25 protein-coding genes are annotated in these 25,545 nt (G+C 49.3%); 11 read left to right on the top strand and 14 right to left on the bottom strand.

The window, feature by feature from the left end; all coding sequences use genetic code 11:
- Positions 1 to 95 precede the first annotated feature (95 nt).
- Entirely contained in the window at positions 96 to 1,079 is a 984-nt protein-coding gene (locus tag ACED36_RS04970) for a WD40 repeat domain-containing protein (protein ID WP_371732868.1), read from the top strand.
- A 7-nt stretch (positions 1,080 to 1,086) separates the two neighbouring features.
- The gene (locus ACED36_RS04965) at positions 1,087 to 1,311 is read left to right on the top strand and encodes a SlyX family protein (RefSeq protein ID WP_016961999.1); all 225 of its coding nucleotides are present in this window, start codon (positions 1,087 to 1,089) and stop codon (positions 1,309 to 1,311) included.
- A 69-nt stretch (positions 1,312 to 1,380) separates the two neighbouring features.
- On the opposite strand, the gene ACED36_RS04960 is transcribed toward ACED36_RS04965, so the two are convergent.
- From ACED36_RS04960 to kefG, 5 genes are all read right to left on the bottom strand, one after another.
- A complete protein-coding gene (locus ACED36_RS04960; RefSeq protein WP_016961998.1) occupies positions 1,381 to 2,349 on the bottom strand; it encodes an isoaspartyl peptidase/L-asparaginase family protein in 969 nt (322 codons plus the stop codon).
- Positions 2,350 to 2,516: 167 nt separating this feature from the next.
- The gene (slyD, locus tag ACED36_RS04955) at positions 2,517 to 3,092 is read right to left on the bottom strand and encodes a peptidylprolyl isomerase (protein WP_016961996.1); all 576 of its coding nucleotides are present in this window, start codon (positions 3,090 to 3,092) and stop codon (positions 2,517 to 2,519) included.
- A gap of 110 nt (positions 3,093 to 3,202) precedes the next feature.
- Positions 3,203 to 3,412 (bottom strand): YheV family putative zinc ribbon protein, encoded by a 210-nt coding sequence (locus tag ACED36_RS04950; protein WP_016961995.1) that lies wholly within the window; start codon positions 3,410 to 3,412, stop codon positions 3,203 to 3,205.
- 76 nt (positions 3,413 to 3,488) lie between these two features.
- Complete coding sequence (gene kefB / locus ACED36_RS04945; protein ID WP_016961994.1) at positions 3,489 to 5,285, bottom strand: glutathione-regulated potassium-efflux system protein KefB; 1,797 nt, start codon at positions 5,283 to 5,285, stop codon at positions 3,489 to 3,491.
- Complete coding sequence (kefG, locus tag ACED36_RS04940; RefSeq protein WP_016961993.1) at positions 5,285 to 5,848, bottom strand: glutathione-regulated potassium-efflux system ancillary protein KefG; 564 nt, start codon at positions 5,846 to 5,848, stop codon at positions 5,285 to 5,287. The genes kefB and kefG overlap by 1 nt, the downstream gene beginning before the upstream one ends.
- A gap of 258 nt (positions 5,849 to 6,106) precedes the next feature.
- On the opposite strand from kefG, the gene ACED36_RS04935 reads away from it, so the two are divergent.
- A complete protein-coding gene (locus ACED36_RS04935; protein ID WP_371732864.1) occupies positions 6,107 to 8,029 on the top strand; it encodes an ABC transporter ATP-binding protein in 1,923 nt (640 codons plus the stop codon).
- A complete protein-coding gene (locus ACED36_RS04930; protein ID WP_371732863.1) occupies positions 7,972 to 8,490 on the top strand; it encodes a TIGR02444 family protein in 519 nt (172 codons plus the stop codon). Before ACED36_RS04935 ends, ACED36_RS04930 begins: the two co-directional genes overlap by 58 nt.
- A gap of 12 nt (positions 8,491 to 8,502) precedes the next feature.
- On the opposite strand, the gene ACED36_RS04925 is transcribed toward ACED36_RS04930, so the two are convergent.
- On the bottom strand, positions 8,503 to 9,105 hold the full coding sequence (locus tag ACED36_RS04925) for a LysE family translocator (protein ID WP_016961990.1): 603 nt from the start codon (positions 9,103 to 9,105) through the stop codon (positions 8,503 to 8,505).
- 124 nt (positions 9,106 to 9,229) lie between these two features.
- Here ACED36_RS04925 and ACED36_RS04920 point away from each other — a divergent pair, with 124 nt between their 5' ends.
- From ACED36_RS04920 to ACED36_RS04900, 5 genes are all read left to right on the top strand, one after another.
- Positions 9,230 to 10,612, top strand: coding sequence for a PLP-dependent aminotransferase family protein (locus tag ACED36_RS04920; RefSeq protein ID WP_371732862.1), 1,383 nt, complete (start codon positions 9,230 to 9,232; stop codon positions 10,610 to 10,612).
- 11 nt (positions 10,613 to 10,623) lie between these two features.
- Entirely contained in the window at positions 10,624 to 11,592 is a 969-nt protein-coding gene (locus tag ACED36_RS04915; RefSeq protein WP_016961988.1) for a hydrolase, read from the top strand.
- Between the two features lie 30 nt (positions 11,593 to 11,622).
- The gene (locus ACED36_RS04910) at positions 11,623 to 12,600 is read left to right on the top strand and encodes a DUF3187 family protein (protein WP_016961987.1); all 978 of its coding nucleotides are present in this window, start codon (positions 11,623 to 11,625) and stop codon (positions 12,598 to 12,600) included.
- Between the two features lie 8 nt (positions 12,601 to 12,608).
- Positions 12,609 to 12,827, top strand: coding sequence for a YheU family protein (locus tag ACED36_RS04905; protein ID WP_017002705.1), 219 nt, complete (start codon positions 12,609 to 12,611; stop codon positions 12,825 to 12,827).
- A gap of 70 nt (positions 12,828 to 12,897) precedes the next feature.
- Positions 12,898 to 13,767 carry a phosphoribulokinase gene (locus tag ACED36_RS04900; protein ID WP_016961985.1) on the top strand — a complete coding sequence of 290 codons (870 nt, stop codon included), beginning with the start codon at positions 12,898 to 12,900 and terminating at the stop codon, positions 13,765 to 13,767.
- 127 nt (positions 13,768 to 13,894) lie between these two features.
- On the opposite strand, the gene ACED36_RS04895 is transcribed toward ACED36_RS04900, so the two are convergent.
- Positions 13,895 to 14,302: an OsmC family protein gene (locus ACED36_RS04895; protein ID WP_016961984.1), complete on the bottom strand. Its 408-nt coding sequence runs from the start codon at positions 14,300 to 14,302 to the stop codon at positions 13,895 to 13,897.
- Between the two features lie 236 nt (positions 14,303 to 14,538).
- Between ACED36_RS04895 and crp the strand changes: the two genes are divergently transcribed.
- Both crp and ACED36_RS04885 read left to right on the top strand, forming a co-directional pair.
- Positions 14,539 to 15,171: a cAMP-activated global transcriptional regulator CRP gene (crp, locus tag ACED36_RS04890; RefSeq protein WP_016961983.1), complete on the top strand. Its 633-nt coding sequence runs from the start codon at positions 14,539 to 14,541 to the stop codon at positions 15,169 to 15,171.
- A gap of 166 nt (positions 15,172 to 15,337) precedes the next feature.
- A complete protein-coding gene (locus ACED36_RS04885) occupies positions 15,338 to 15,538 on the top strand; it encodes a hypothetical protein (protein ID WP_017007162.1) in 201 nt (66 codons plus the stop codon).
- Positions 15,539 to 15,606: 68 nt separating this feature from the next.
- On the opposite strand, the gene ACED36_RS04880 is transcribed toward ACED36_RS04885, so the two are convergent.
- From ACED36_RS04880 to ACED36_RS04850, 7 genes are all read right to left on the bottom strand, one after another.
- Complete coding sequence (locus tag ACED36_RS04880; protein ID WP_017007161.1) at positions 15,607 to 16,401, bottom strand: DUF1338 domain-containing protein; 795 nt, start codon at positions 16,399 to 16,401, stop codon at positions 15,607 to 15,609.
- Positions 16,402 to 16,444: 43 nt separating this feature from the next.
- Complete coding sequence (astD, locus tag ACED36_RS04875) at positions 16,445 to 17,902, bottom strand: succinylglutamate-semialdehyde dehydrogenase (protein WP_016961980.1); 1,458 nt, start codon at positions 17,900 to 17,902, stop codon at positions 16,445 to 16,447.
- A gap of 9 nt (positions 17,903 to 17,911) precedes the next feature.
- Complete coding sequence (gene astA, locus ACED36_RS04870) at positions 17,912 to 18,928, bottom strand: arginine N-succinyltransferase (RefSeq protein WP_017002703.1); 1,017 nt, start codon at positions 18,926 to 18,928, stop codon at positions 17,912 to 17,914.
- A 44-nt stretch (positions 18,929 to 18,972) separates the two neighbouring features.
- Positions 18,973 to 20,190, bottom strand: a complete 1,218-nt coding sequence (locus tag ACED36_RS04865; protein WP_016961978.1) for an aspartate aminotransferase family protein — start codon at positions 20,188 to 20,190, stop codon at positions 18,973 to 18,975.
- 352 nt (positions 20,191 to 20,542) lie between these two features.
- Positions 20,543 to 21,130: an aminodeoxychorismate synthase component II gene (locus tag ACED36_RS04860; protein WP_026023778.1), complete on the bottom strand. Its 588-nt coding sequence runs from the start codon at positions 21,128 to 21,130 to the stop codon at positions 20,543 to 20,545.
- 92 nt (positions 21,131 to 21,222) lie between these two features.
- On the bottom strand, positions 21,223 to 22,191 hold the full coding sequence (locus ACED36_RS04855; RefSeq protein ID WP_016961976.1) for a two-component system response regulator: 969 nt from the start codon (positions 22,189 to 22,191) through the stop codon (positions 21,223 to 21,225).
- Positions 22,181 to 25,522, bottom strand: coding sequence for a PAS domain S-box protein (locus tag ACED36_RS04850; RefSeq protein ID WP_017002702.1), 3,342 nt, complete (start codon positions 25,520 to 25,522; stop codon positions 22,181 to 22,183). Before ACED36_RS04850 ends, ACED36_RS04855 begins: the two co-directional genes overlap by 11 nt.
- Positions 25,523 to 25,545: the final 23 nt, after the last annotated feature.

Genomic DNA, 25,545 nt, shown 5'->3' with positions numbered 1-25,545 from the left:
ATTTCTCTCATTCGCTTACGCGATAAAAATGCGAAAGCCCGAAACGATCAATATACTCGACGTTATAGGGGTCCAAGATAAGGAACACAAGCGTGATGCGACAATTCGTCAGCACAATTTGCTTATTTCTGACACTGTTAGCACTTTCAGGATGCTTTCACTCTACGCGTGAAGCCCAGCGTTGGGCGCTTCATCCTGATGGCGTAACCAGTTTCAGTCTCAGCCGAGATGGGCGTTTTGCCCTCATAGCATCGACTGAAAAAGGTATCGTTCTCTGGGACCTAATGCAAAATAAGCAACTTGCTGATTTTGGCTATCAAGACCCAGATAAGAGCACAGTGATCGCCAGTCAGATCTCTGACAACAATCGCTATGCGGTCTCTGCCACATCGCAAAACTTTGCAGTATGGGATTTGGCATGGGGACAAGCAGAAGGCCTTTGGTCGATATCAGACGGGATCATCCGTGGCCTAGACATCAGCAACAACGGCCAGAAAATCCTACTTGCACTGTCAAACGGCAAAGCCTTGTTCGTGGACTTAGGCACAGGAAGACGCTTAGAGTTCCTTGCTCATAAAGAAAAAGTAAACAGTGTCTCTCTCTCGCCCAATGGAAAATATGCCCTGTCAGGCGGCAATGACCACAATGCTTATTTGTGGAGCACTGAAACCGGGCAGATCATCAATACATTTGCACATAGCCACCGTATAACACGCGTTGAACTGCACCGAACTGGAAAATATGCCTTCTCCGCGGACGGCGATGACACGGCCATCATCTGGGATCTTTCAACGGGCGAGGCAATAAGCGAGCTGCAGATGTTCCACCGCTACCCTAACTTTACCACCGCCCGCTTTTCAGACGATGGCAGTAAATTGGTGACGGGAACACCCGCGCGAAGAATAGAATATTGGGACACGGGGACGGGTTATAATCTCGGTCGTTGGTTGGCGGTAGAGCAACAAAATACTCGGCCGCCAAGTGCAGTGGTGTATGATGTGGCGATTGATCCAACCGGACGCGTCATCTCTGGCACATCAGCCGGTATCGCACAAGCTTGGATAGCGCAGGAAGATTGAAAACACCATGACCGAATTTGAACAACAGCTACAAAAGCACATTGAAGATCTTGAAATCAAGCAGGCGTTTCAAGAGCACACCATTGAAGAACTCAATGACGCAGTGACTGCCCATCAAAAGGCGATTGACCGAATGAATACGCAAATTGCGTTTTTGGTCTCCAAACTACGTTCTATGGAACCGGCTAACATTGCGGGCATGGATGAAGAAACGCCGCCACCGCATTATTAGAGTGGGGTGTGGCAATAACAGGTCCTAGGTATGAGGAAGAACCAAGCGATTCTCCCCAGGTTCTAGGGCCTAGCTATTACTCTCAACCCTCAACGCCTCATCTGCAAATATCGCCACCAGCGCATTTCCACTTTCGTCAACTGTCGCTCGGTACATCCCTGCACAGTTCAGTTCAAAGTTAACCTTACCGTTTGCGTCAACCGCAATCACACCGCCTTCACCACCTAGATCAAGAAAATCGCCGTGTATGACATCGCGACAGGCCTGCTCTATCGAGGCATCTCCATATTGCATGCGTCCTGCAATATCACCAGCCACGGTGCAGCGCATTAACAACTCGCCCATACCCGTTGCAGAAACCGCCACATTGCCGTTGCGCGCATAGTTACCACCGCCAACAATAGGTGTGTCACCCACGCGCCCCCAGCGCTTGTTGGTTAAACCGCCAGTGCTTGTGGCTGCTGCCAGGTTACCGTTTTTATCGAGCGCTACTGCACCCACAGTGCCATGTTTTTTTTCATCGGGATAACGCGCTTCTGACAGTGCCACGCCGCCGGTTTTTTTCATCACTTTTAATTCGTTGTAACGGCGCGGCGTAAAGAAGTAATCCTGCTCGGTGTAGTCGTACCCACATTCTTTAAATGCAAACGCTTCTGCACCATCCCCCGCCAGCATGGCATGAGGGCTTTTGAGCATGACATCGCGGGCAAGCTGAATCGGATTTTTGATATGACGAATAAGCGTCACTGCACCCGCATCCAGATTCTGTCCATTCATCACGCAAGCGTCCATCTCCACCGTTTCCTCGTGAGTGAGCACCGAACCTTTACCCGCATTAAATAATGGGCTGTCTTCCATCACCGTGACGGCAGCAACCGTGGCATCTAACGCATTTCCGCCTGACACTAATACGGCATGACCAGCCAGCACAGATAGACGTAGTGCTTCACGATAAGCTTGCTCAAGTTCTGGCGTCATCAAGCTACGTTCGATGGTGCCAGCACCGCCGTGAATAGCAATAGAGAAAGGTTGAGGCATCAGAAGTTCCTTGGCGTTTAAGATTCGAGGTTAAGTGGCCAATTAAAGAACTTGATGATGTTGAAGTAAAGCGCTTTTCTCTTTTCACAAAACGAATAAAAAAAACGCCGCTCGGTTTCCCAAGCGGCGTTTCAATCAGAAGTCAGTCGACCTCAGGCATTCAGCAATTAGTGAGAACCACAACCGCCGCCGCCACAACATTCGTGGTCGTCGCCTTTGTCTTCGCCGCCACAACAACCACCTTCGTGGTCATGATCATGGTGACCGCCACAACCACCTTCTTGGTGGATATGACCATGAGCGATCTCTTCTTCTGTTGCTTCGCGTAGTTCAATTACCTCAACGTCAAACGTCAACGTTTGACCAGCCAGCATATGGTTACCGTCAACAACAACTTCGTCGCCATCAACTTCAGTCACTTCTACTGGGATTGGACCTTGGTCCGTATCCGCGAGGAAGCGCATGCCAACAGTAATTTCGTCAACGCCTTGGAACACATCAGCAGGAACACGCTGAACCATTTCGTCCATGTGCTCACCGTACGCGTCTTCCGGCGTAACAGTCACTTCAAATTTCTCGCCCACTTCGCGGCCTTCCAGCGCGTTTTCTAGGCCAATGATCAGGTTGTCGTGACCTTGAAGGTACTGCAATGGGTTCGATTGTGTTGACTCGTCAACCACGATACCGTCTTCGTTTTTCACTTGGTAAGCAATGCTTACTACCACGTCTTTAGTGACTTTCATCTTTACTCCGGAAGCGGTTATTTAAGTCTGGGTGCTGCCATAGCGAGTTTGCATCATGGCCACCTGCTTATTTCGGCGCCGATAATACAGAAAACTGTTCGCTACGACTATCACTGCGGTTTAAATATCCCTATCACTTGTCCATCTTCTTGCTTTGGATCTGACTCAGAAGCTTCCGATGCTATTGGTGAGCGGCGGTCAGTATGGCCACACTTAACACACTCAACCATTTCCACGTGATGCTCTTGCCACCAGCGCATCGTGTCACTCTCTTTGCATGAGGGGCAGGTTGCGCCAGCAATAAAACGTTTCTTACTCATGTCAGTCCTTGTACTTATTCCATCAATCACAGCGCCAAATCAGCCGTGTTTATCCCATGATAATCGGCGATTGATATTATTCCCTGTTCCAGCTTTGGTGTCGCTCTGTATCCCCTTTCATTTCGAGGTCGAACAACTCTTCCAGCTCTAAACGGGCTTCTTTCGTTCTTGACGCCGCCGATACATCATCACTGTGATGAGGCTGCATTTCATGCAAACGCATTTCATCTAACTTTCGGAAAAAGGCTTCGGCTCGTTTTGCTTTATACGGATGCATACCCAAGGCGATCAGTGTCTGTTTACCTAAATCCAGCGCGCTTAAAAAGGTTTCTCGCGCAAAGCCGTCCACATTGTGGCCGAGCAATTGATTCGCCTCAACACGACTTCGAGCACGCGCCAACACTTTGAGGTTAGGGAAATGATGCTGACAAATCGTCACAATTTCTATCACCTCCTCCGGCGAATCCGTACAAATGATAATTGCTTCGGCGGATGCAGCGCCAGCAGCACGCAGCAAGTCCAGCTGTGTTGCATCGCCGTAATACACCTTATAGCCAAACCTACGCAGCAAAGCGATTTGCGACGGGTCTCGCTCAAGGATTGTCAGTTTAATTTTGTTGGCAAATAGCAAACGCCCGACCACCTGCCCAAATCGGCCAAACCCGGTGATAATGACGCGCCCACCTTCATCATCAAACTGTTCGTTTTCTGGCAACGACACGTCTGCATTAATGGTGCGAGCAAACCATTTATTTTGCAGCATCAGCAAGATGGGTGTTGTCATCATCGACAAGCTTACGACCACCAACAAGAAAGCATTGAGATCAGGGTCTAGCAAACCTTCACCACGTGCGGCGGTGAAAAGTACGAATGCAAACTCGCCGCCCTGACTGAGCAGAAGCGCCACCTGACTTCTCGATTTCGCGCTGCCGCCAAACATGCGAACCAATCCATATATGATGGCGGCTTTCACGCTGATCAAGGCCACAACGGCACTTAATATTTCAATCGGGTATTCGAGTAATAAACCCAAATCGACGGCCATACCGACTGCGATAAAAAACAGACCGAGTAACAAGCCTTTAAATGGCTCAATGGCAATTTCAAGCTCATGGCGATATTCACTTTCGGCCAGCAGCACACCCGCGAGGAACGTACCCAGTGCCATCGATAAGCCCAACGCCTGCATACCAAGCGCAAACCCGATTACCAGCAAGAGGGCGGCAATGGTAAACATTTCCTTTACGCGACTCATCACGACCCAACGCAACAAGGGTCGTAACAAGTAATGTCCGCCCACCAGCAAAAGGACAACGGCACCGAGCATAATGACCACATCGAGCCAGCTGCCGCTGGCGCCACCGGCTAATGCCGGTAACACAGCTAGCATAGGGATCACCGCAATATCTTGAAAAAGCAGCACCGCAAATGCCGATTGCCCGGCTTCAATGCGCATCATGCGTTGCTCTTCAATGATGCGCATGGCAATAGCGGTCGACGAAAGGGCAAGCCCCATCCCAACAATTAAGGCATCCACGTTAGAGGCGCCAAACATTGCAACCACCAAGCCGATAACCACGGCGCTAATCATCACCTGACTACCGCCCAACCCCAAGATCGGCTTGCGCATTTGCAGCAACTTCTTCGGGTTCAATTCAAGACCAATGAGGAACAAGAGCAATACCACGCCCAATTCGGCGAAGTGCAATATGGCTTCCACATCGCTGATAAGGCCAAGTCCCCAAGGGCCAATGACCACACCCGCGATAAGATAACCAAGCACAGATCCGATCCCAAGGCGTTGTGCAAGCGGCACAGCAACGACGGCAGCCACAAGGAAGATAAGTGCATCGAGAAGGAAGTTATGCTCCATCACACCACCTCCGACACGGGATGACACAGCCAATCTGCGTATAACTCTGCGTGTGCATTTCTATCGTCATCGGCTATTCGACGCGCCCAGTGCAACACTAAAGGCTCAACCCAGCGCATTTGACACAATAGCGCGGTGAGTTCAAACGGCTGAAGTAGTTCTCCCATGCTGTACTTGTTGTAACCGGTTTGGCTGAATGCTTCAGCGGCACCGCCTGTCGTGACGACAAATCGACAGGTCTTGCCAGCCAGCGCATTTCCGCCACCGTGTGCAAAGCCTTTGCCAAGCACCACATCAATCCATTCTTTTAACAGTGACGGGCAAGAGTACATTTGCAGTGGGTGTTGAAATACGATCACATCATGGGCGAGCAAAAGCTCACGCTCATGGTGAACGTCAATAATAAAGTCGGGATACGTGGCATAGAGATCGTGAATCGTCACATGCTCGAACTGACGAGCAGTATCAACCATGCGCTTATTTGCCACCGATTCATGCGGATCGGGATGAGCAAATAAGACCAACACTTTTGATCGAAAAAGCGACGTCGTTGTGGTTTCCATTTCGCAGCAAATTCCTATATCACTGTGATGCATCGGCATCTAACAGGCAAAAGCACTAACGCAATATTTTTTATCGTCTTTTTATGATGACACAAAACGCCTTATCATGAGGCACTCTCTGTATCCTCTCCACCATACGGTAAATATGGCATCTTTTCATCGCCTCACGCGATCACGTCTTAAGTAAACTTCTGGCCTATGGTATAACTGCGCCAGAATTCTCTACTTCAAAGCATACGGCTGGGGCCGTCAGTTGTCATGATCACACTCTCAGATATTCAGCTTCTTCGCGGCGGAAAACCGCTACTTAATCAAGCGTCGGCCACCATTCACCCTGGCGATAAAGTCGGTCTGGTTGGTAAAAATGGCTGCGGTAAATCTACCCTTTTTGCATTGCTAAAAGGCGAACTATCTCTCGACGCAGGAAGCTGCAACTTCCCAAGTGGTTGGCAACTGGCATGGGTCGCGCAAGAAACACCGGCCCTAGCGCGCGAAGCCGTTGAATACGTCATTGACGGTGATCGTGAATACCGTGCGCTAGAAGCAGCACTGCGTCACGCTGAAGCGATTGATGATGGCCACCAAGCTGCGGTCATCCACGACAAGATTGATGCCGTGGGTGGTTACAGCATTCGAGCCCGTGCTTCAGAGCTCTTGGACGGCTTGGGTTTCAGCCAAGAGCAAATGCAGTGGAATTTGACGCAGTTCTCGGGCGGTTGGCGTATGCGTCTTAACCTTGCTCAGGCACTGCTTTGTCGCTCAGACCTTTTACTACTCGATGAACCGACTAACCACCTCGATTTAGACGCCGTAATGTGGCTAGAGAAATGGCTGCAAAACTACCGCGGTACCTTAGTATTGATTTCCCATGACCGCGATTTTCTTGATCCTGTGGTCAATCGCATCATTCATATCGAAAACGATTTGTTGAACGAGTACACCGGTAACTATTCATCGTTTGAAACCATGCGCGCTGAAAAACTGATGTTGCAACAGTCGATGTATCAGAAGCAGAAAAAGCAAATGACGCACATGCAGTCATACATTGATCGCTTCCGTTACAAAGCCAGTAAAGCACGCCAGGCACAAAGCCGTATCAAAGCACTGGAGCGCATGGAAAAGGTACTGCCAGCACAATTCGATAACCCCTTCAGTTTCGAGTTTCGCGAGCCGAGCGCCCTGCCAAATCCCATTCTGATGATGAAAGACGTGGCGGCAGGCTATCCTAACAAGCTGATTTTGGAAAAAATTCACCTAAACTTAGTGCCAGGTAGCCGTATCGGCCTCTTGGGTCGTAACGGTGCAGGTAAATCAACGCTAATCAAACTTCTGTCTGGTGATCTGCCAGCACAAGCAGGTGAGCTTCAATACTCACAAGGCGTGAAAATTGGCTACTTTGCGCAGCATCAACTTGAAACACTTCGTACCGACGAAACGCCGCTGCAACACATGATGCGCCTTGCCCCAAAATCAACCGAACAACAATTACGTGACTATCTCGGTAGTTTTGGCTTTGTCGGCGAAAAGGTATTGGACATCATTGCCCCATTCTCTGGCGGCGAGAAAGCACGCCTAGTGCTGGCATTGATCGTGTGGCAAAAGCCAAACCTGCTGTTGCTCGATGAACCAACGAACCATTTAGACCTTGATATGCGTTCCGCGCTGACATTGGCGCTACAATCATTTGAAGGTGCAATGGTTATTGTCAGTCACGATCGCTACTTGCTGCGCGCCACGACCGATGATTTGTATCTGGTTCACGATCATCAAGTGTCGCAATTTAACGGTGATTTGAATGACTACCACCAATGGCTCACCGAACAGCAACGCGCCGAGCGTCGTCAGGAACAAGCGGAAAATGCGAAGCCTGTCAGCACCAACTCCCAAGCCGCGCGCAAAGAACAAAAGCGCCTTGAAGCCGAGTTCCGACGTTTGACTGCACCAATACGCAAGAAAATTGACAGTCTGGACACAAAACTTGAAACCTACTCTGCCACAATCGCCGAAGTAGAATCAGCCCTTGCGGAAACTTCCATTTATGAAGTGACCAATAAAGATAAGCTGACAGAGTTACTGCGCAAACAAGCAGATGCAAAATCGTCGCTGGAAGAGGTCGAACTGGAATGGATGGATCTTCAGGAACAACTGGAAGAGATGGACGCGGCACACCAAAACCGCTAAAAAACAATGCCACCGCCGATGGGCTGTGGCAGTTTTGCCTGCAACACTACAGTCAGCAGGAAGTGAAACATGCCTGCCTGAAACTTCAAGACCAGTTCAAAGGTAACGTCAATGTTGCGTTGCTATTGGCATGGCTAGAAGATGCAGGCTTTTCACTGACCAACACCTCGCTGGCTGCGCTTCGTCAATCCATCACCCAATCTGAAACACTACTCGGTCGCTACCGCTTGATGCGACGTGATCTTAAACCTCAGCTATCACGCGGCGCTTACCAAAAAATGCTGAACTACGAATTGACGCTGGAAAAGTTTCAACAACAAGTGCTACTCGCCTGCATCAATCAACAACCATGGCGAGAAAATGGCCCTTCAGCACTTGAGATGTATTGCGGACAGCTCGACCCCGCTGCCCGCTATCTGTATCCAACCTTGACCAAAGGCCTGCACGGCCTGACGGAATAACGCCGCTTTCCGTTACGCCCAAATGAAGAACAAGCATGATGCGGTTAACAAACCCATCACGCGATTGAACACAATCCAGCTTCTTTCAGTGGGCAGCACTTTACCTACCCAGACACCAAAGCCAGCCCAAAGTGACGTTAGCGGAAAACCAACCGCCATAAAAATCAGTACAATCACCATGGCAGACCACCAGTAATCGCCACCTGCAAGTGTGAATGTGCCCACGGCGCTCACTGCCATCGCCCACGCTTTTGGGTTCACGTACTGAAACGCGGCACCTTCAAGCAACGTCATTGGGCGTCTATCACTCAAATCAGCCTGATTCGGTGCACCTGCATTGGCGATACGCCATGACAAAAGCAACAAATACGCGCTCGCCACCAGTTTCATCACCTGCTGAACCCATGGGAACATTTCAAACACGACCCCTAACCCGCCAGCGACAACTGCGATGAGAGAGGCAACACCTAGCGTAATACCCACAAGATGCGGAACAGTGCGACGATAACCGAAGTTTGCCCCCGAGGCGGTCAGCATCATATTATTTGGCCCCGGTGTGCCTGTCATGGTGGCAGCGAATATCGCCAGTGTTGCCAGAAATGAAAGTTCCATCATGAATTGTCTCCCCGCTCACATTGTATCGATACAATCCATGCAGTTTTGTTGAATTAGTCACCATTATTGGTCAGAATTCACGCTAACAGGGATCAAGTTTTCAATCAAAAGGTTTATTGTCACCATGACAATCATGAATATTGTGTTGGATAAACAGGGCGCACCTCTTTATCGACAAATCGCCGATGCGATCACTGACAAAGTGCAACGCCATGAATTAATGATGGGAACAAAGCTTCCCACGCATCGCGCACTGGCGGATGCACTCGGAGTGACAGTTGGCACCGTCACTCGCGCTTATGCCGAAGCCGAGCGACGCGGTATTGTCGAAGCCAAAGTCGGCGCGGGCACTTATGTCTGTGACAGCGACAAACCACATTGGACCTTTGCTAGCCCTGAACGTCTGGGGATCACCAGCTTTGGCTACAACGTACCACCAGCCATTAATCGCGCCGATTTGTTTTCCGATGCTTTGCAGCAATTGGCTTCGCACCCCAATGAATTGAATAATCTGATGCTGTACCAACCACCATCTGGCATTGTCCGCCACCGTGAGATTCTGTCGCAGTGGCTAGCGCAACACTCTGTGATTGCAGACGCCAACCGCTTACTGTTCTGCTCGGGCGCACAAAACGCCATGCAGCTTTGCTTACTGACCCTTTGTCGTGCTGGTGATACCATTCTCGCTGACAAATTCACGTATCCCGGCTTAATGAGCCTCGCGCGTCAACTTCAACTTACTGTCAAGCCTGTGGACATGGATGATGAAGGTATGTTGCCAGACTCGCTGCAAGCGGCCTGTCAGCAGTATCAACCGCGCATGGTGTACTTAACACCAACGCTGCAAAACCCTACCACCGCCATCATGAGCGAATCTCGTCGCAAGGCACTGATTAACGTGTGTCAAACTCAGCAATTGGTGATTGTCGAAGACGATGTGAACGGATTGCTGCCGCGAGAGCGACCGCAGCCTTTTGTCAATCTGGCGCCAGATGATGTGATTTATATAGGTGGAATGGCGAAAACGTTGGCACCAGGGTTACGTTTGGGTTTTCTGCATCTGCCAGAGCGTTTCTACCCGCAATTTGTCAATGCACTGCAAAATCACAGTTGGATGATCAGTCCCTTGCTCACCGCTATGGCGTCGATTTTGTTGGAAAATGGAGGCGCTAACCGAATTTTAGAAACTATCCGTACTGAAATGGAACAACGCTGGGCATTACTACAACAATATCTTGGCAATGCGGATCTGCGTTTTCACCCCAATGGTTTTCATGGTTGGTTACGACTCCCCGATGAATGGTCATTGAGCGAATTCCTCACTGCGTGTAAAGCACAGGGGTTGGAGATCAAATCCTCTGAGCTGTTTGTGCCAGCGGGGTATTCTGCACCACCTTGCGTGCGGATTGCAGTGAGCGCGCCGCCCAATAGAGAAACGCTGGAAAACGGCTGCCAGCAGCTGGCACAATTGCTAGCCAATCCCCCGCTGTCCGAATTTGCGATGTGAGTGTGACCTTGATGACTGAAAATTTCGAGCCCATGAAATGGGGACGTAACCCCCACGTGCAAACACTGTTGCCTCGCTTTGTCAGACGCAAAGCCTTGTTTGAACCGATCTGGCAGCGCATAGATACCCCTGACGGTGACTTTCTCGATCTGTGCTGGACAGAGCCACCAGAACAAGCCCAAGGCAAACCTGTGGTTATCTTGTTTCATGGTTTAGCGGGGTGTTTTTACAGCCCATACGCCAATGGCCTGCTCAACGCCTTCAAACAACAAGGTTGGCTCGGTGTCATGATGCATTTTCGAGGCTGTAGCGGTCTGATTAATCGCCAGCCACGCAGCTACCATTCAGGTGAAACCAGCGATGCGCGCTTTGTTCTGGAATACATCAGTACCCGTTTTCCCGACGTACCTAGGGTTGCAACGGGCGTGTCACTGGGCGGCAATATGTTGGTGCGCTATCTGGCCGAATTTAACCATGACCCGTTGATTAACGCCGGCTGTGTGATCAGCCCGCCTCTCGATTTAGCGGCTTGTTCATCGCGCATCCAGCTCGGGTTTTCCAAGGTTTATCAGGCTTACTTGCTGCGTTCAATGAATCGTACCCTGTCGAAAAAGCTCGAACGTCACCCCGAAATCGGTCATTGGAAAAGTGGTCAGAAAGTAAAGATTTCAACACTGTATCAGTTCGATGAAACCGTCACGGCACCACTCCATGCATTTAAAAGCGCGGAGGATTATTACAAACTATGCAGTGGGTTATCTGTCTTACAAGACATTGCGACACCGCTGAAAGTGATCCATGCTAAAGATGACCCATTTATGACACAGGCAGTGATACCAACCGGTCACCTGCCCGATAACATTGATTACCATTTAACAGAGTATGGCGGTCATGTTGGCTTCGTGTCAGGTACGCTCAAGCACCCCGAGTTTTGGCTTGAGAAGGAAGTACCACGCTGGTTAGCCCTGCACTTAGAATAGCCACAACACGCAGGGCGAGAGAGGTGAAATATGACATTATCTCGCACTGCTTTTTCGCTATTGGCGATATCTTTCTTTGTGCCCAGTGCCCATGCCGATACCATGCGCTTTGGGCCACTCATTTCACAAAGCCAAGCGCCACTGCAAATCACAGGGTTAACGCCCATCATGCAAGACCCCACGCTTTTGCAAGCGGATGAAACGGAGGTATTTGCCTCTGCAACGATGGCAAGCGTGTGGGCGAATACCCCAGAATATCAATTCGATTATTACCACAATCAATTCATGCTCGGTTTCATGCATGCACTCAGTGAAGAGACAAAGTTCGGTGTTTGGTATCAATACCGTTATGCTGCCAATAATCGTCTAGATGGGCTGACGGAAAAGTTTCACAGCGTTTTTGGCATTGATCAAAATGGGCGCACCGAGGTCAATGAAAACCGCTTTTATATCGACTATCCCAGCGACAACAACGATCCAATGGAAGATTTTGTCGGCGACCCATTGCTAAGCGCCATTAACCTCTATGGTGAACAGACCCTCTATCGCACAACGCACCATGCCATTAGCCTAGGCGTCACCTTGTTTTTCAATCGCGTCAGCCACGGCATTTTTACCAACACGTCTTTTGAACAGTCTTTGCAGGTCAATTACGCCTACCAACAAGAAAATCATCACGTAACAGCGACTATTGCGATGGTGCATCGACCCAACAAACAGCAACATTTCGCTCCGGTAAAGTCCGTCGGAATGAATGGAGGAATTAGCTACCAGTATCGATGGCGAGAAAACCATGACTTCATTGGTGAATACCTTATCTCACAAGCTAAAACTGACAGTAAGGAGTTGGGAGAGCTCACATCACCCGTTCATGAGTTCGCGCTAGGTTATCGCTACCTTTTTGATACCAGTGCGATAGAATTGTTGGCACTAGAAAACATGTTTAACCACGATAACAGCACCGATATCGTGTTTAGTGCCACTTTCCGCCACCGTTTTATGTTGTAGGTATCGCGATGATCATCCCTTGGCAAGAAATCCCAGAAGAGACCCTGAAAAACTTGGTTGAGCACTTTGTGCTGCGCGAGGGCACAGACTATGGCGAGCAAGAAGCAAGCTTCGATGAAAAAGTCGAACAAGTCTATGTCCTGCTCAAGAACAAAGAAGCCATGGTGGTCTATTCTGAGTTACACGAAACGGTCGATATCAAGCACGCGCGATCACTCAGCGCTTAACGTCTGCTTGACCAATACGCTACACCCTGTTAATTGTTTGACATCATTTTAAAAATTGACAGGGTTTGTCATGTCTGCAAAACACCCGATTATTGCAGTCACCGGTTCATCTGGGGCAGGAACCACCACCACTTCCGACGCATTTCGGAAGATATTCAATATGATGGACATCCGCGCGGCCTGGGTTGAAGGCGACAGTTTTCACCGTTTTACGCGTCCTGAAATGGACGTTGAAATTCGCAAGGCCAGAGAGCAGGGTCGTCACATCAGCTATTTTGGCCCTCAAGCCAATGATTTCCCAAGACTAGAATCCTTTTTCGATGAATATGGCAAACACGGTACGGGACAATTCCGCCGTTACTTGCATACGTTTGATGAAGCAGTGCCGTATAACCAAATGCCAGGTACGTTTACGGCATGGCAAGATTTGCCAGAGAATAACGACTTAATGTTCTATGAAGGGCTTCACGGCGGTATTGCCGACGGCGAAATTAACGTGGCTCAGCATGTTGATTTGCTCATTGGCATGGTGCCAATTGTGAACCTGGAGTGGATTCAGAAATTTGTTCGCGACACGCGCGACCGCGGCCACTCACGAGAAGCCGTGACGGACTCCATCGTGCGCTCAATGGACGATTATCTTAACTACATCACGCCGCAGTTTAGTCGCACACACATTAACTTCCAGCGCGTACCGACCGTTGATACCTCTAACCCGCTTAACGCTAAAGGCATTCCAAGTCTTGATGAAAGCTTTGTCGTGATACGTTTTCGCGGCATCAAGAAAGTGGATTTCCCTTATTTTCTGGCCGTGATCCAAGGCTCTTTCATGTCACGGCATGACACCTTGGTTGTGCCTGGGGGCAAAATGAGCTTCGCCATGGAGTTGATCATCCAACCGCTTATTCAGCAGTTAATCGAAACGGGCAAGATAAGCTAAGCCCACGAGAGCCTCCCTTTTCTGTATGAAGATCTTGGCAATCCATTGATAAACAGCCAATAGCAAAAAAGGAGGGCATGCCCTCCTTTGTTTTATGGTCACTTCCAACAAAACCGCAAACACGCCATTAAGCCGCCTCACGAACCTCGTAAGAGTGGGTCATTTCAATACTGGCACCCAACATCAAACACACCGAGCAGTATTTCTCTAGGCTGTCTTTGACCGCAGAAGCCACCAATGCTTCATCCAATGCGGTACCTGTGACCACAAAGTGAATATTGATCTGGGTAAACAAGCGCGGTGCTTGCTCTCGGCGCTCTGCCGTCAGTTCGGCTTCACAATATGACACTGCTTGATTAGCCGCTTTAAGCGCTGCAACAACGTCGACAGAGCTGCATCCACCGGCCCCCATCAGCACCATTTCCATTGGACTCGGGGCTTTTTCTCCGCCATTCCCATCCATCACGATGCTATGACCTGAATTCGACTGCCCTAAAAACGTCTCTTTTCCGCACCACTTGACGCTTGCTCGCATCTATTTCTCCTGTTTACTTTCAGTGTCGTGATCTTGTCCACGTTTTTAGCCTTTAATAGGGGGGGAAGTCCATATCAAAATCAAGAAATCGTGCTGGAAAAAGGATAAACTCAATGACTCAAACAGAGAGCTTGTAGCCTGACGGTTGACACTTTATGCTATCCCACGGACTTGTGCCGCAGGACGGTGGGCTAAGGAAGACTCATCAGGCAACAACTGCAGAGGAAATGAGAGATATGGTTCCAGGAAAACCTCAAACAGACCCAACACTAGAGTGGTTCCTTTCACACTGCCACATTCATAAGTACCCATCAAAAAGTACGCTGATTCATGCTGGTGAGAAAGCTGAAACGCTTTATTACATCGTGAAAGGCTCTGTGGCTGTACTGATCAAGGATGAAGAAGGCAAAGAGATGATCCTTTCTTACCTCAACCAGGGCGACTTCATTGGCGAACTGGGCTTATTTGAGGAAGATCAGGAGCGTACAGCTTGGGTTCGCGCTAAATCTCCATGCGAAGTCGCTGAAATCTCATTCAAAAAATTCCGTCAGCTGATTCAAGTGAATCCAGACATTCTGATGCGCCTTTCTTCTCAGATGGCTCGTCGTTTGCAAATCACTAGCCAAAAAGTTGGTGATTTAGCATTCCTAGATGTGACTGGTCGTATCGCGCAAACACTGCTTAATCTGGCGAAACAACCAGATGCTATGACTCACCCAGACGGTATGCAAATCAAGATCACCCGTCAGGAAATCGGTCAAATCGTAGGTTGCTCACGTGAAACCGTTGGTCGTATTCTGAAGATGCTGGAAGAGCAGAATCTAATTTCTGCACACGGTAAAACTATCGTGGTATACGGTACTCGCTAAGCATTATTGCTTTGAAATGAAAGCCACCATTATGGTGGCTTTTTTGTTTAAGCATGATCACTATCACGTCAAAAAATCCACAAAACCCCTTTCCCAGTGCTACCTTTCAATGCAAAGCATGTATACATTTACGTGCAACGTTTTTTTGCGATGATGGAGCATCGATATGGACTTGGAACATCAAGCGTTTAGCCGCATAAATACGACACCTGCCGTCGTCCCTTGGGGTCAGGTCAGCATCGAATTGACTGGCTTTGCTGGTATGTCTCACTATCAGCTACAGCGCATGCTCGGTGATGACGGACGCAAATCAACACCGACCTCTCACGAAGAGTGGCCATCAAACTTGGTATCAGAGCGCAATTAGATCGGCGAACGGTACACGCGATGGGCAATCGCTACAGGAGTAGCGACTGCATGAGCCACTAACGGTCCCTACTTATCGGTACTTTCAAAGATTTTATCTGCCGAGGCCTCAACAAACCCTTGATACAGGCTTCCGTTCGGTAACGGGTAACGTTTGGCAAACTCATAAAACCCACCCGGGATCATCAGTTCTTCATCACTAAAGCGCACCGTCACTTTGTCCGCCATGGTTGCCGATTGCTCCAAGCGCACTTGCGGACCCCCTTTCACCTCACCGCCAGATTCATTAATCGCAAAACCTGACTCTCGCAGCAATTGGTTCACATCCAACACGTCATGGAGCGTACTCAATTGATTCACACTCACCGTGAAATGATTGGCACCAAAGCCATGAGCAGACAGCCAACCTGCATATTCACTTTCCGCCGCTAACTGATGATAAGTTTCCGTGTCAATGCCCCACAAACGACCACCATACAAGAACGCGGGATCATTAAGTGCTGTGTCATCTACCTGATCAACCAAGGCACGAACAGCCTGCTGCAGTTCCGTGGAACACTGTCCCACCAGCAACTCACTGATAAACACTTTGGGTGCATCAGGGTTAGGATGCTCATAATGCCGCGCGTACAGTTTTTTCGCTTTGAAATGGTACTCCCCTTTAGGGGTATAACCGATGGCGATAAACGGCGCAGCCAAACGATCTAGCCCCACCTTGGGTAACGCAAAAGTGCGCAACGCGATGTGGTCATTGAGAAGCGGACTGCCCTCTTCTAATAACGCATGCACTTTTGCTGCCGACGGGCATAACCTATCGATATAGTCTTTCCAAAGCTCATCAAATAAAGCCTGAACGCGCTCCATCACATCCTCCTACATTGAGTGTTCGGTAGTTACTTATCTTTTGTTACAACGACAGCCCAGGGCTGAGTTGATCAGGCAAGGACACATCCTCACCTTCCATTGACGCCATAGGATAAGCGCAATAGTCAGCGGCATAGTAAGCACTTGGTCGTAAATTGCCTGATGCTCCCGGCCCGCCGAAAGGTGCATCACCACTCGCGCCCGTTAGCTGGCGATTGCGATTAACGATACCTGCGCGAATATGGTCAAGAAAATACGCCCATTCTGCGTCATCGGTTGAAATTAACCCTGCCGACAAACCGTAGCGGGTATCATTGGCCAGCGTGACTGCGTCTTCAAGAGAGTCATAACGCACCACTTGAAGTAGTGGCCCGAAATATTCTTCATCAGGCAATTGAGCCACTTGGCTCACTTCAATAATGCCCGGAGTGACGACGGCATCATGCAGCAACTGGGCTTTTAGAAGCGGCTGCCCACCCAGTGATTCGAGATTGCCCTGAGCAGCAAGAATGCCTTCTGCTGCGCGCACAGAGATTTGTGACCCCATGAACGAGGCAGGTTGATCAAATTGACCACCCACTTTGATGTTTTTGGCCATCTCAACCAAACGCGAAAGCAATGCATCACCGCGATCGCCTTTCGGTACATAAAGACGACGAGCACAGGTGCAACGCTGCCCTGCACTGATAAATGCGGATTGAATGATGGTATACACGGTGGCATCAAGATCGCCGTATTGATCGGAAATCACCATCGGGTTATTTCCGCCCATTTCCAACGCCAACATTTTGCCCGGCTCTCCCGCAAATTGACGATGCAGAATATGACCTGTGTTAGCGCTACCTGTGAACAACAGACCATCGATGCCTTTAGATTGTGCCAGCGCCTCGCCCGTTTCACGCCCTCCTTGGACCATATTGATCACGCCTTTCGGCAGTCCCGCCTCAATCCAAAGCTTAATGGTTTCTTCTGCTGTTTTTGGCGTTAAATCCGAAGGTTTAAATACCACGGTATTCCCCGCCAACAACGCGGGAACAATATGACCGTTCGGCAAATGTCCGGGGAAATTGTAAGGCCCAAATATCGCCATTACCCCTAGAGGGCGATGGCGTAGCACCGCCTGTGTGCCAGCAACATCTTTGCTGCGCTCACCCGTTCGTTCTTGATAAGCACGCAGTGAAAGGGCAATTTTCCCGACCATGGCAGCAGCTTCAGTGCGGGTTTCCCACAGTGGCTTACCGGTTTCTTCGGCAATCACTTGTGCCATGTGTTCGCTGTTTTCTTTTAGCTTCTCGGCAAAACGTTCGACCAGTGCCTGACGTTCTGCGAAAGCGGTGTGCTTCCATGTGGCAAACGCGTCTCTCGCCGAACTCACAGCGGCTTCCACTTGTGGAGATGTGGCTGCTCGTCCCTGCCATATTGACTCACTGTTAAACGGATTCAGTGAATCAAACATATCGCCATCACCCGCGATGGGCTGGTTATCAATCCATTGTGTCATCATCTACTCCTACACCGACACGAGTCGCACGTTATCACCATTTTTGACACTCAACGCATCGGCGACTTCTTGGCTGATCAACGCTTCATTGCGCTCTTCGTCCACACCAATCTTGGCGGACGTGGCGCGAAAATTTTGAAAGTCACTGTTACAAATCAGGTAATCCTGCGCACTGCTGTGCTCCGCAATCTTCACCCTTGCAGTGAACGAGCGGCGAATAGAATCAATGTTCTGACGTAGACACTCCACTGTAGGCCCCGCATCAAAAATATCGACGTAGCCACGACGCGTGAAGCCTTCCTTTTCAAGCAAACGCAGCGCTGGACGGGTTTTTTCATGCACCTCACCAATCACTGCACGGGCTTCATCACTCAACAGGTTGACGTAAATCGGCAACTTGGGCATCAAATCCGCGATAAAGCCTTTCTGTCCAATGCCAGTTAAATAATCCGCCAGCGTAAAATCAATCGAAAAGAAATGCTCTTTCAGCCACTTCCAAAACGGTGAGTTACCTTCTTCATCAGACACGCCGCGCATTTCAGCGAAAATCACGTCTGAGAACTTTTCGGGGAACTGCGCCAGCATCAAGAAGCGGCATTTCGACAGCAACTTACCATTGAGACCACCACGAAACTCTGGGCGTAAAAACAGGGTGCATATTTCTGTCGCGCCCGTGTAGTTATTGCCAAAGGTCAGCACTTCTACCACGTTGTGGACATTTAACCGGCGTGAGTGATGCACCACCTTGCTGATGTGGTAGCTGTAAAACGGATTGTCCATCCCAATCGCTGCTTCAATACCCGTCGTACCTGCGATCTCTCCCGTTTCAGTGTCCTCAGCAACCATGAGGTAACCTTCGGTGCCTGGCGCTTGGGCATCGCGGCCAAAACTGTCTACCGAGTGGTCGATACGGCCTTGGATCAATTCATCATTGACCGGCAGCGACGTGAATCCGTGACCCGACTCTACGGCGCACAGCATCAGCGCATCAAAATCAGTTTTCTTTATGGGACGAATTACCAACATCTTACTTCCTCCTGCTGCAATGGATGGTCAAAACAGGACGGCAATTAAGCCGCCGCCAGTTTCGCCAGCGCACGATCCAGACGCGCTAAACCTTCTTCTACTTCTTCTTTGGTAATAACCAGTGATGGCGTCATGCGAACCACGTTGGCACCGGCTACCAGCAGCAGCAAGCCTTCATCACCTGCAGCCAGCAATACGTCTCGCGCTCGGCCGTTCCATTTGTCGTTAAGAGCTGCGCCAATCAGCAAGCCCTTACCACGGATCTCACTGAACATATTGTATTTGGCATTCAGCGCTTCAAGACCGTCACGAAACCAACCTTCGCGCTCTTTCACACCAGCAAGTACTTCAGGCTTACTCACTTCTTCCACGACCGCTTCTGCTACTGCACACGCCAGTGGATTACCGCCGTACGTTGAACCGTGCGTACCGACTTTCATGTGCGCTGCCAGAGCTTTTGTGGTCAGCATGGCCCCAATAGGGAAGCCACCGCCCAGTGATTTTGCTGTGCTGAGGATGTCCGGTGTCACCCCCGTTTGCTCATAGGCATAGAAGGTACCCGTACGGCCATTGCCAGTTTGCACTTCATCGAAAATCAGCAATGCATGGTGCTTATCACAAAGCTCACGTACACCTTGCAAGAAGGCTGAATCTGCCGTGACAATACCGCCCTCACCTTGCAAAGGCTCCATCATAATGGCGCACGTTTTGTCAGACATGGCCGCAGCCAATGCTTCAAGATCGTTATATGGCAGATGGGTGACATTGCCCGGTTTCGGGCCAAAGCCATCAGAGTAAGCGGCTTGCCCACCAACGGTCACCGTAAAGAAAGTACGCCCATGGAAACCTTGAGCAAACGCGATGATCTCGCTTTTCTCTGGACCATGTTCTTCCACTGCCCAGCGACGGGCCAGCTTCAGTGCGGCTTCATTGGCTTCTGCGCCGGAATTGGCAAAAAACACACGTTCGGCAAAGCTCACTTCCGTCAGTTTTTTCGCCAAACGCAGCGCGGGAGCGTTGGTCATCACATTGCTCAGGTGCCACAGCTTGTCGGCCTGTTCTTTTAGCGCATTCACCATCACTGGGTGGCAGTGACCAAGACAGCTCACCGCAATCCCGCCAGCAAAGTCGATATATTCACGATCGTCTTGATCCCAGATGCGCGAGCCTTGGCCTCTATCTGGAATCATTGTCATTGGTGCATAACAGGGCACCATTACTTCATCGAACAATTTACGTTCTACTTTATGTCCGGCTGTCATCGCTCATATCCTTCTGTCGATTCTGCTTTAAGCATAGTATTTACATTTCGTTAACCACATCAATAGCAGAAAATATCAAACCCTTAGGCTGTAAAGATGGGTAAATTCATCACAGTGCCATAGTTATGCGCAATTTCGGCAAAATGATTAATAGAGCAAGAGGTAAGAGTGTCTTTCCTAGTGGGAAACAAAGCGAAGATGAAAGATTGAAGATGAATAAGGTTTCACTGTGAACGGTGAGAAAACCGCGTGATTTAAATGTAAATTTAGTGATACAGATCGTTTTGCTCGTCAGCGTCAGAACTCAAAGCATCACAGAGGGAAGGTTATCGCCCAAACTCAGAAGCAACGGCTAAGACATGACAGAAGAAGAAAGGAAGTTAGCGAGAAGTTGATGACCTTGCTCGGTCAAAATGCTTTCCGGATGAAATTGAACCCCTTCAAGTGCAAGGGTGCGATGGCGAATCCCCATAATCTCATCAAACACACCATCGCGTTCTGTCCATGCCGTGACATCAAAACAATCGGGCAGAGAATCCGCATCTACCACTAATGAATGGTAGCGCGTGACGGTCAGGGGGTGATTCAACCCTTCAAACACTCCGATGCCTCGATGTGTCACTGGACTGGTTTTTCCATGCATGACTTGCCTCGCGCGCACCACCTGAGCGCCAAATGCCTGCGCCATGGCTTGATGCCCAAGGCAAACACCAAGAATAGGCAGCTTTCCTGCATAGTGTGCGATGGCTTCAAGGGATATACCGGCATCATCCGGCGTGCAAGGTCCTGGGGAAATCACGAGGTGAGTCGGCGCCATGGCATCGATATCGGCAAGGGTGATGGCATCGTTGCGGTGCACTTCAACCTTTGCACCTAACTGGCAAAAGTACTGATAGAGGTTGTAAGTAAAAGAGTCGTAATTATCAATAATTAACAGCACAGTCGATTCCGCCACATCCTTCTCGCACTACGTCAGCGAGACTGGGCGCAAATGCTACCACAGCAATCTGCGCGCTGCATTAGATGGCTGCATCAGAACTCACTGATAGGCAGAATTGGCGTTGGCCAAGGCATAGCGAGCCAACCTTGGTATAACTTTGATAATTCGCCGCTATTGGTGTCTAGAATATGGACAAGGCGAGGATCAATCAAAGTGCCGGCTTCTTGAGAGATAGCCTGAATCGCGCCAACGACCCGATCTTCAACGCTGCCCTGTCGACGCTCCACCTCACTGTCCAACCGCTCTGCCACACACACAACACGACACTCCTCTGGAATTTTCTCTCCTTCAATTTCCGGAAAACCCGACCCATCCCAACGGGTGTTTTTGTACGTCAGCAAAGTCACTGAGACACAGGCAAAGCCTTTGGTTGCTTCAGATAGGAGCAACATGCTTCGACTGTCTGCCGATGTATTATTGCCGCCATCATCCCAAAGCTCGCCAATCGAACAAAGTGGGTAGGCCAAAGAAATATCTTCCGCTTTCGATTTGGTCAAACCATATTGCATCGCTAACCACTCGCTGAGTTCGGCGATACGAGGCGCTGCAATTTCGACGTCGTTGTTGTGAAGCGCAGCCACCGCCGCGATTTGATTCATGACCAGTTGGTAATTTTCACGCATGGTATTAGCGCGAGATTCCCCCAGCAAGTTGGCAACACGACTCTTCACTAACTCTGGTGAAACAGGCTTAATGAGAAAATCCGCTGCACCGCTTTTTAGCCCTTCGACTTCGCTTTGATATTCGTCGAGCGCCGAGACAATCACGATAGGAATATGACTGACACCTCGTTCACTTTTTAGCTGCCGACACACCTCGTAGCCATTCATTCCCGGCATCATAATATCAAGTAAGATCAAATCAGGTCGTTGCTGCATCGTCAGTTCAATCGCGCGCTCGCCGCTCTTGGCGAAAATCAAGGTGTACTGCTCTTGCAAGATGGTACGCATCACATGCAGATTGCTGGGTTCGTCATCAACAACCAGGATTTTATACGCCATAACTTTGTACTCCACTGTGCTGCGATGTCGGCATTTCATTCATCATGGTTAAGATCAAATCGTACGCCTCATCCAGTTCAAAATTTTCAATCGCCCCAACAAACTGCGCGAGCAGTGACGGAGCAACAAACGCCGCCAATGCGGGCACCAATTCTTTGTACAAGCCATCATCAAACTGACCTTCTGATAATCGGCTAATGAACAATTCCGCTTTACGGGCGAATGCATCAGGCGTCAGCTTCACCAATTCCAGATCTTTATCTAGCTCTTCAGCACGCACGCCAAGGTAAGCCAACGCTCTTTCAAACGTCGCCACGAAGCATGCTTCTAATGCTTGCACGTTTGATTCCGCTTTCCCCATGTCTCCGCCTTCAATGTAAGCGAGCAAACGCGTCAACTCTTGCTCAACACGCTGGAAGCCTATGTGGTGAGCGCCGTCTATCGCTTCTGCTAGCAATCGCTCTAACACCTCAGGTTGCTCATGGAGAAGTTGCTCTATACGCTGCGGAAGATTGGCATAATTGGCGCGATATTCGCCCACTACACTGAGTAATATTTCCGATGTCGGCCAATGACGGAATGCCCATGAATCATTGAAGTAGTCTTTCTCTTTTTCCTGCTCAACCCTATTCAAGATTGCTACATTGTTGTCGTTTTCATCACTGCCGCAGCAGTTTTTCAATACCTCAAATATGGCATCGCTACGAAAGGGCTTTTCAATCACAGCATCAAACCCTTTTTCTTCCCAATCAGCGTCGGTAGTTGGATCAACCACAAGCTTCATTGCTATCACGTTTAACGACTCTATACCGCTTTGTTTTGACCACTCCCGCAAGATCTTCGGTGTTGGGTAATGCTGCTCATCAAGATAAGCATCAAACAAAACCACATCCACTGGCTGAGTCTTGATCACATCTTGAGCGGAATCGATATCCGTATAGGTCAGCACTTTCACCCCTTGGCGCAATAACATATCGCGCAACTCCTGCTGGTTGCGCTGAACATCATCTATCACCAAGACTTCCAGCGGCGGTAAGGCATAGCGGATAGGTTCACTGTTGAGCCCCGCATTGCTTTGAGTAGGAATAATGGGTAAATCAGCATAAATCACCGAACCATGAATAGATTCTCCGTCAAACCAAAGCTTGCCATTCATAAGCTCGATAAGCTGAGTGACAAGGGTTGCGGACAAGGTTTGACTGGACTTTTCGTTGTTCTTAGACAGTGAATGGGCATTTTCTAACGAGTAACTTGCCACCGCAAAACGAACCATGTTGTCCGTCGGCAATACATGCAAGGCAACATTACCTTTGTCAGTTTTCGTCAATGCACTTCGCATCATGTTTTGAAGCAGTTGTTTGATTCGGCGTGAATCGCCCACGTAGTGCTCCCATAAATGATCGCTGTAATCCAAGGTAACGTGCAGATCTCGTGCCTGCACGGTCTCGCGAGCAATAAACTCGATTTGGCGGCAAAGTTGCACTAAGGAGAAGTCGCCAATATCGAGCGGCAGCGACTGACTTTCGAGTTTGGACGTGTCCAGAATGTCATTGATTAGTTTTAACAAGCTGTTACCCGACTCTCTGATGACCTCCAAATGATGACGATGAACGGGGTTGTTTTCTTCATCAATCAAGACTTCTGTCAGCCCCAATATGGAATTCATCGGCGAGCGAAACTCGTAACTCATGTTGGCTAAGAAAGAGGCCTTCGACTGTGACGCTTTTTCAGCTAAGCGTATTTTCTCTTCAAACTCTTCTTCGGCTTCGCGCTTGTCGGTGATGTCGATAATGACGCCATCAATCCAGGTGCTGCCGTCTTCGGCACGATAGCTGTGCCCAATCTCCCAGAACCATTTTTCTTCTTCATCGCGGCTTATAAAGCGATATTCACAGTCATATTTACCGTTTCGTCTCGCCGCTAATTCACGTGCTTTGCGATAATTAGCGGTGTCTTCTTGATGAATACGATCAATAAAATGAGAGACCCCGTTTTCACCCGTCAGAATAGATGCGCTGTAACCCGTAATCGATTTTGCTGCATCACTGATATAAACCATATGACGCGTTGCACCCGTCATTTCACGAAAAGCCATGCACGGTAAATTAGCCACTAACGAGCGATACTGTTTCGCGTTTTCTCTTAAAGCCCATGCGAGGTGTCGCTGTTCGGAAATATCAGAAAGAACGCCTACAAATTCATGATGCCCTGCTGCATCTTGGTGATAGCCAATCGCTAACCTAACAGGGAATACGGAACCGTCTTTGTGCTTGGCCATCACTTCGCGAACACTGCCTACTACGCCTGACTCTCTATTTTCCAAAAAATTATGAATGTACATATCATGACGATGCTGATGTTCGTCAGTGACCAAAATACGGATGTTTTTCCCCGTTGCATCAGAGGCATGCCAACCAAATACATTTTCTGCAGCCTGGTTGAAAAACGTGATGGTGCCTTTGCCATCAAGCGAAATAATCGCCTCAGTCGCGGTATGTAAAATCGCATCAAGCTTTTTCTCGCTTTCACCTAAGCGATTAGCTTTGGCTTTAACATCAAACAACGTATTGGCGAGTTGGCTGAACATCACAACGAAGGTGAAGCTAAAGATCAAAATCATCAGCACATCGCGCACCGCAAAAGGAAGTGCATCAATACGGTTAGGTTGCGCAGATAACAAAATGGCTTCACACGATAAAATCGCACTCACGAGTAGCGCTATCGTGACGCAAAGCCCACTCGCTAGGGCTCCGGAAATATCACGCTCCCAAAGCATATTTTTTTGTTTAGAAAAACGAAACCAAAGAGCAAATGCGATTAATAGTGCCCCTACTCCTAGTGCCATGGTGAACACCGCCAGGTCAAAATGTGCGATCGCGACGCCATTAATACCGGCATAAACCAGTATGTTTTGCACAATCAAGGACAGTGTCATTAATCCTGCTGCGATGAATATTTTGAGCGGCGGATTGAACGTAAAAGCGATCATTCGAAGCGCCGTTACGTTCAAAAAAAACGTCAAGGCCAATGGCAAAACAAACAAGAGGGGGAGGAAACCTTGATCTTGAAATGATGACACAGACAACACAGTGGCGATGGGCAATAAAGCCATACCGACCGTTAATGTCAGAGCATTGACTAAGATAGGAGAAAACCGGATAAGCGCCACACGTTTTGTCTGCAACGGGCGATGCAAAAAGGCGAGTGTCGCCGTGATAAACGTAGCGACTGACGCAAGCAGCAACACCCATGGGCCAGTAAAACTATGGGGCAATGGCTGATAAGTGACCGAAGGCAGGAAAAATAATGACAGTGATTCAATGATTGACATGCACGCTACCGATTCAGCTCAAG

Source organism: Enterovibrio sp. FF113, assembly GCF_041439165.1.
GTDB classification, from domain to species: Bacteria; Pseudomonadota; Gammaproteobacteria; order Enterobacterales; family Vibrionaceae; genus Enterovibrio; species Enterovibrio norvegicus_A.
Note: the sequence above shows the minus strand (reverse complement) of the source record. Positions and strands in the feature narration are given on the sequence as shown.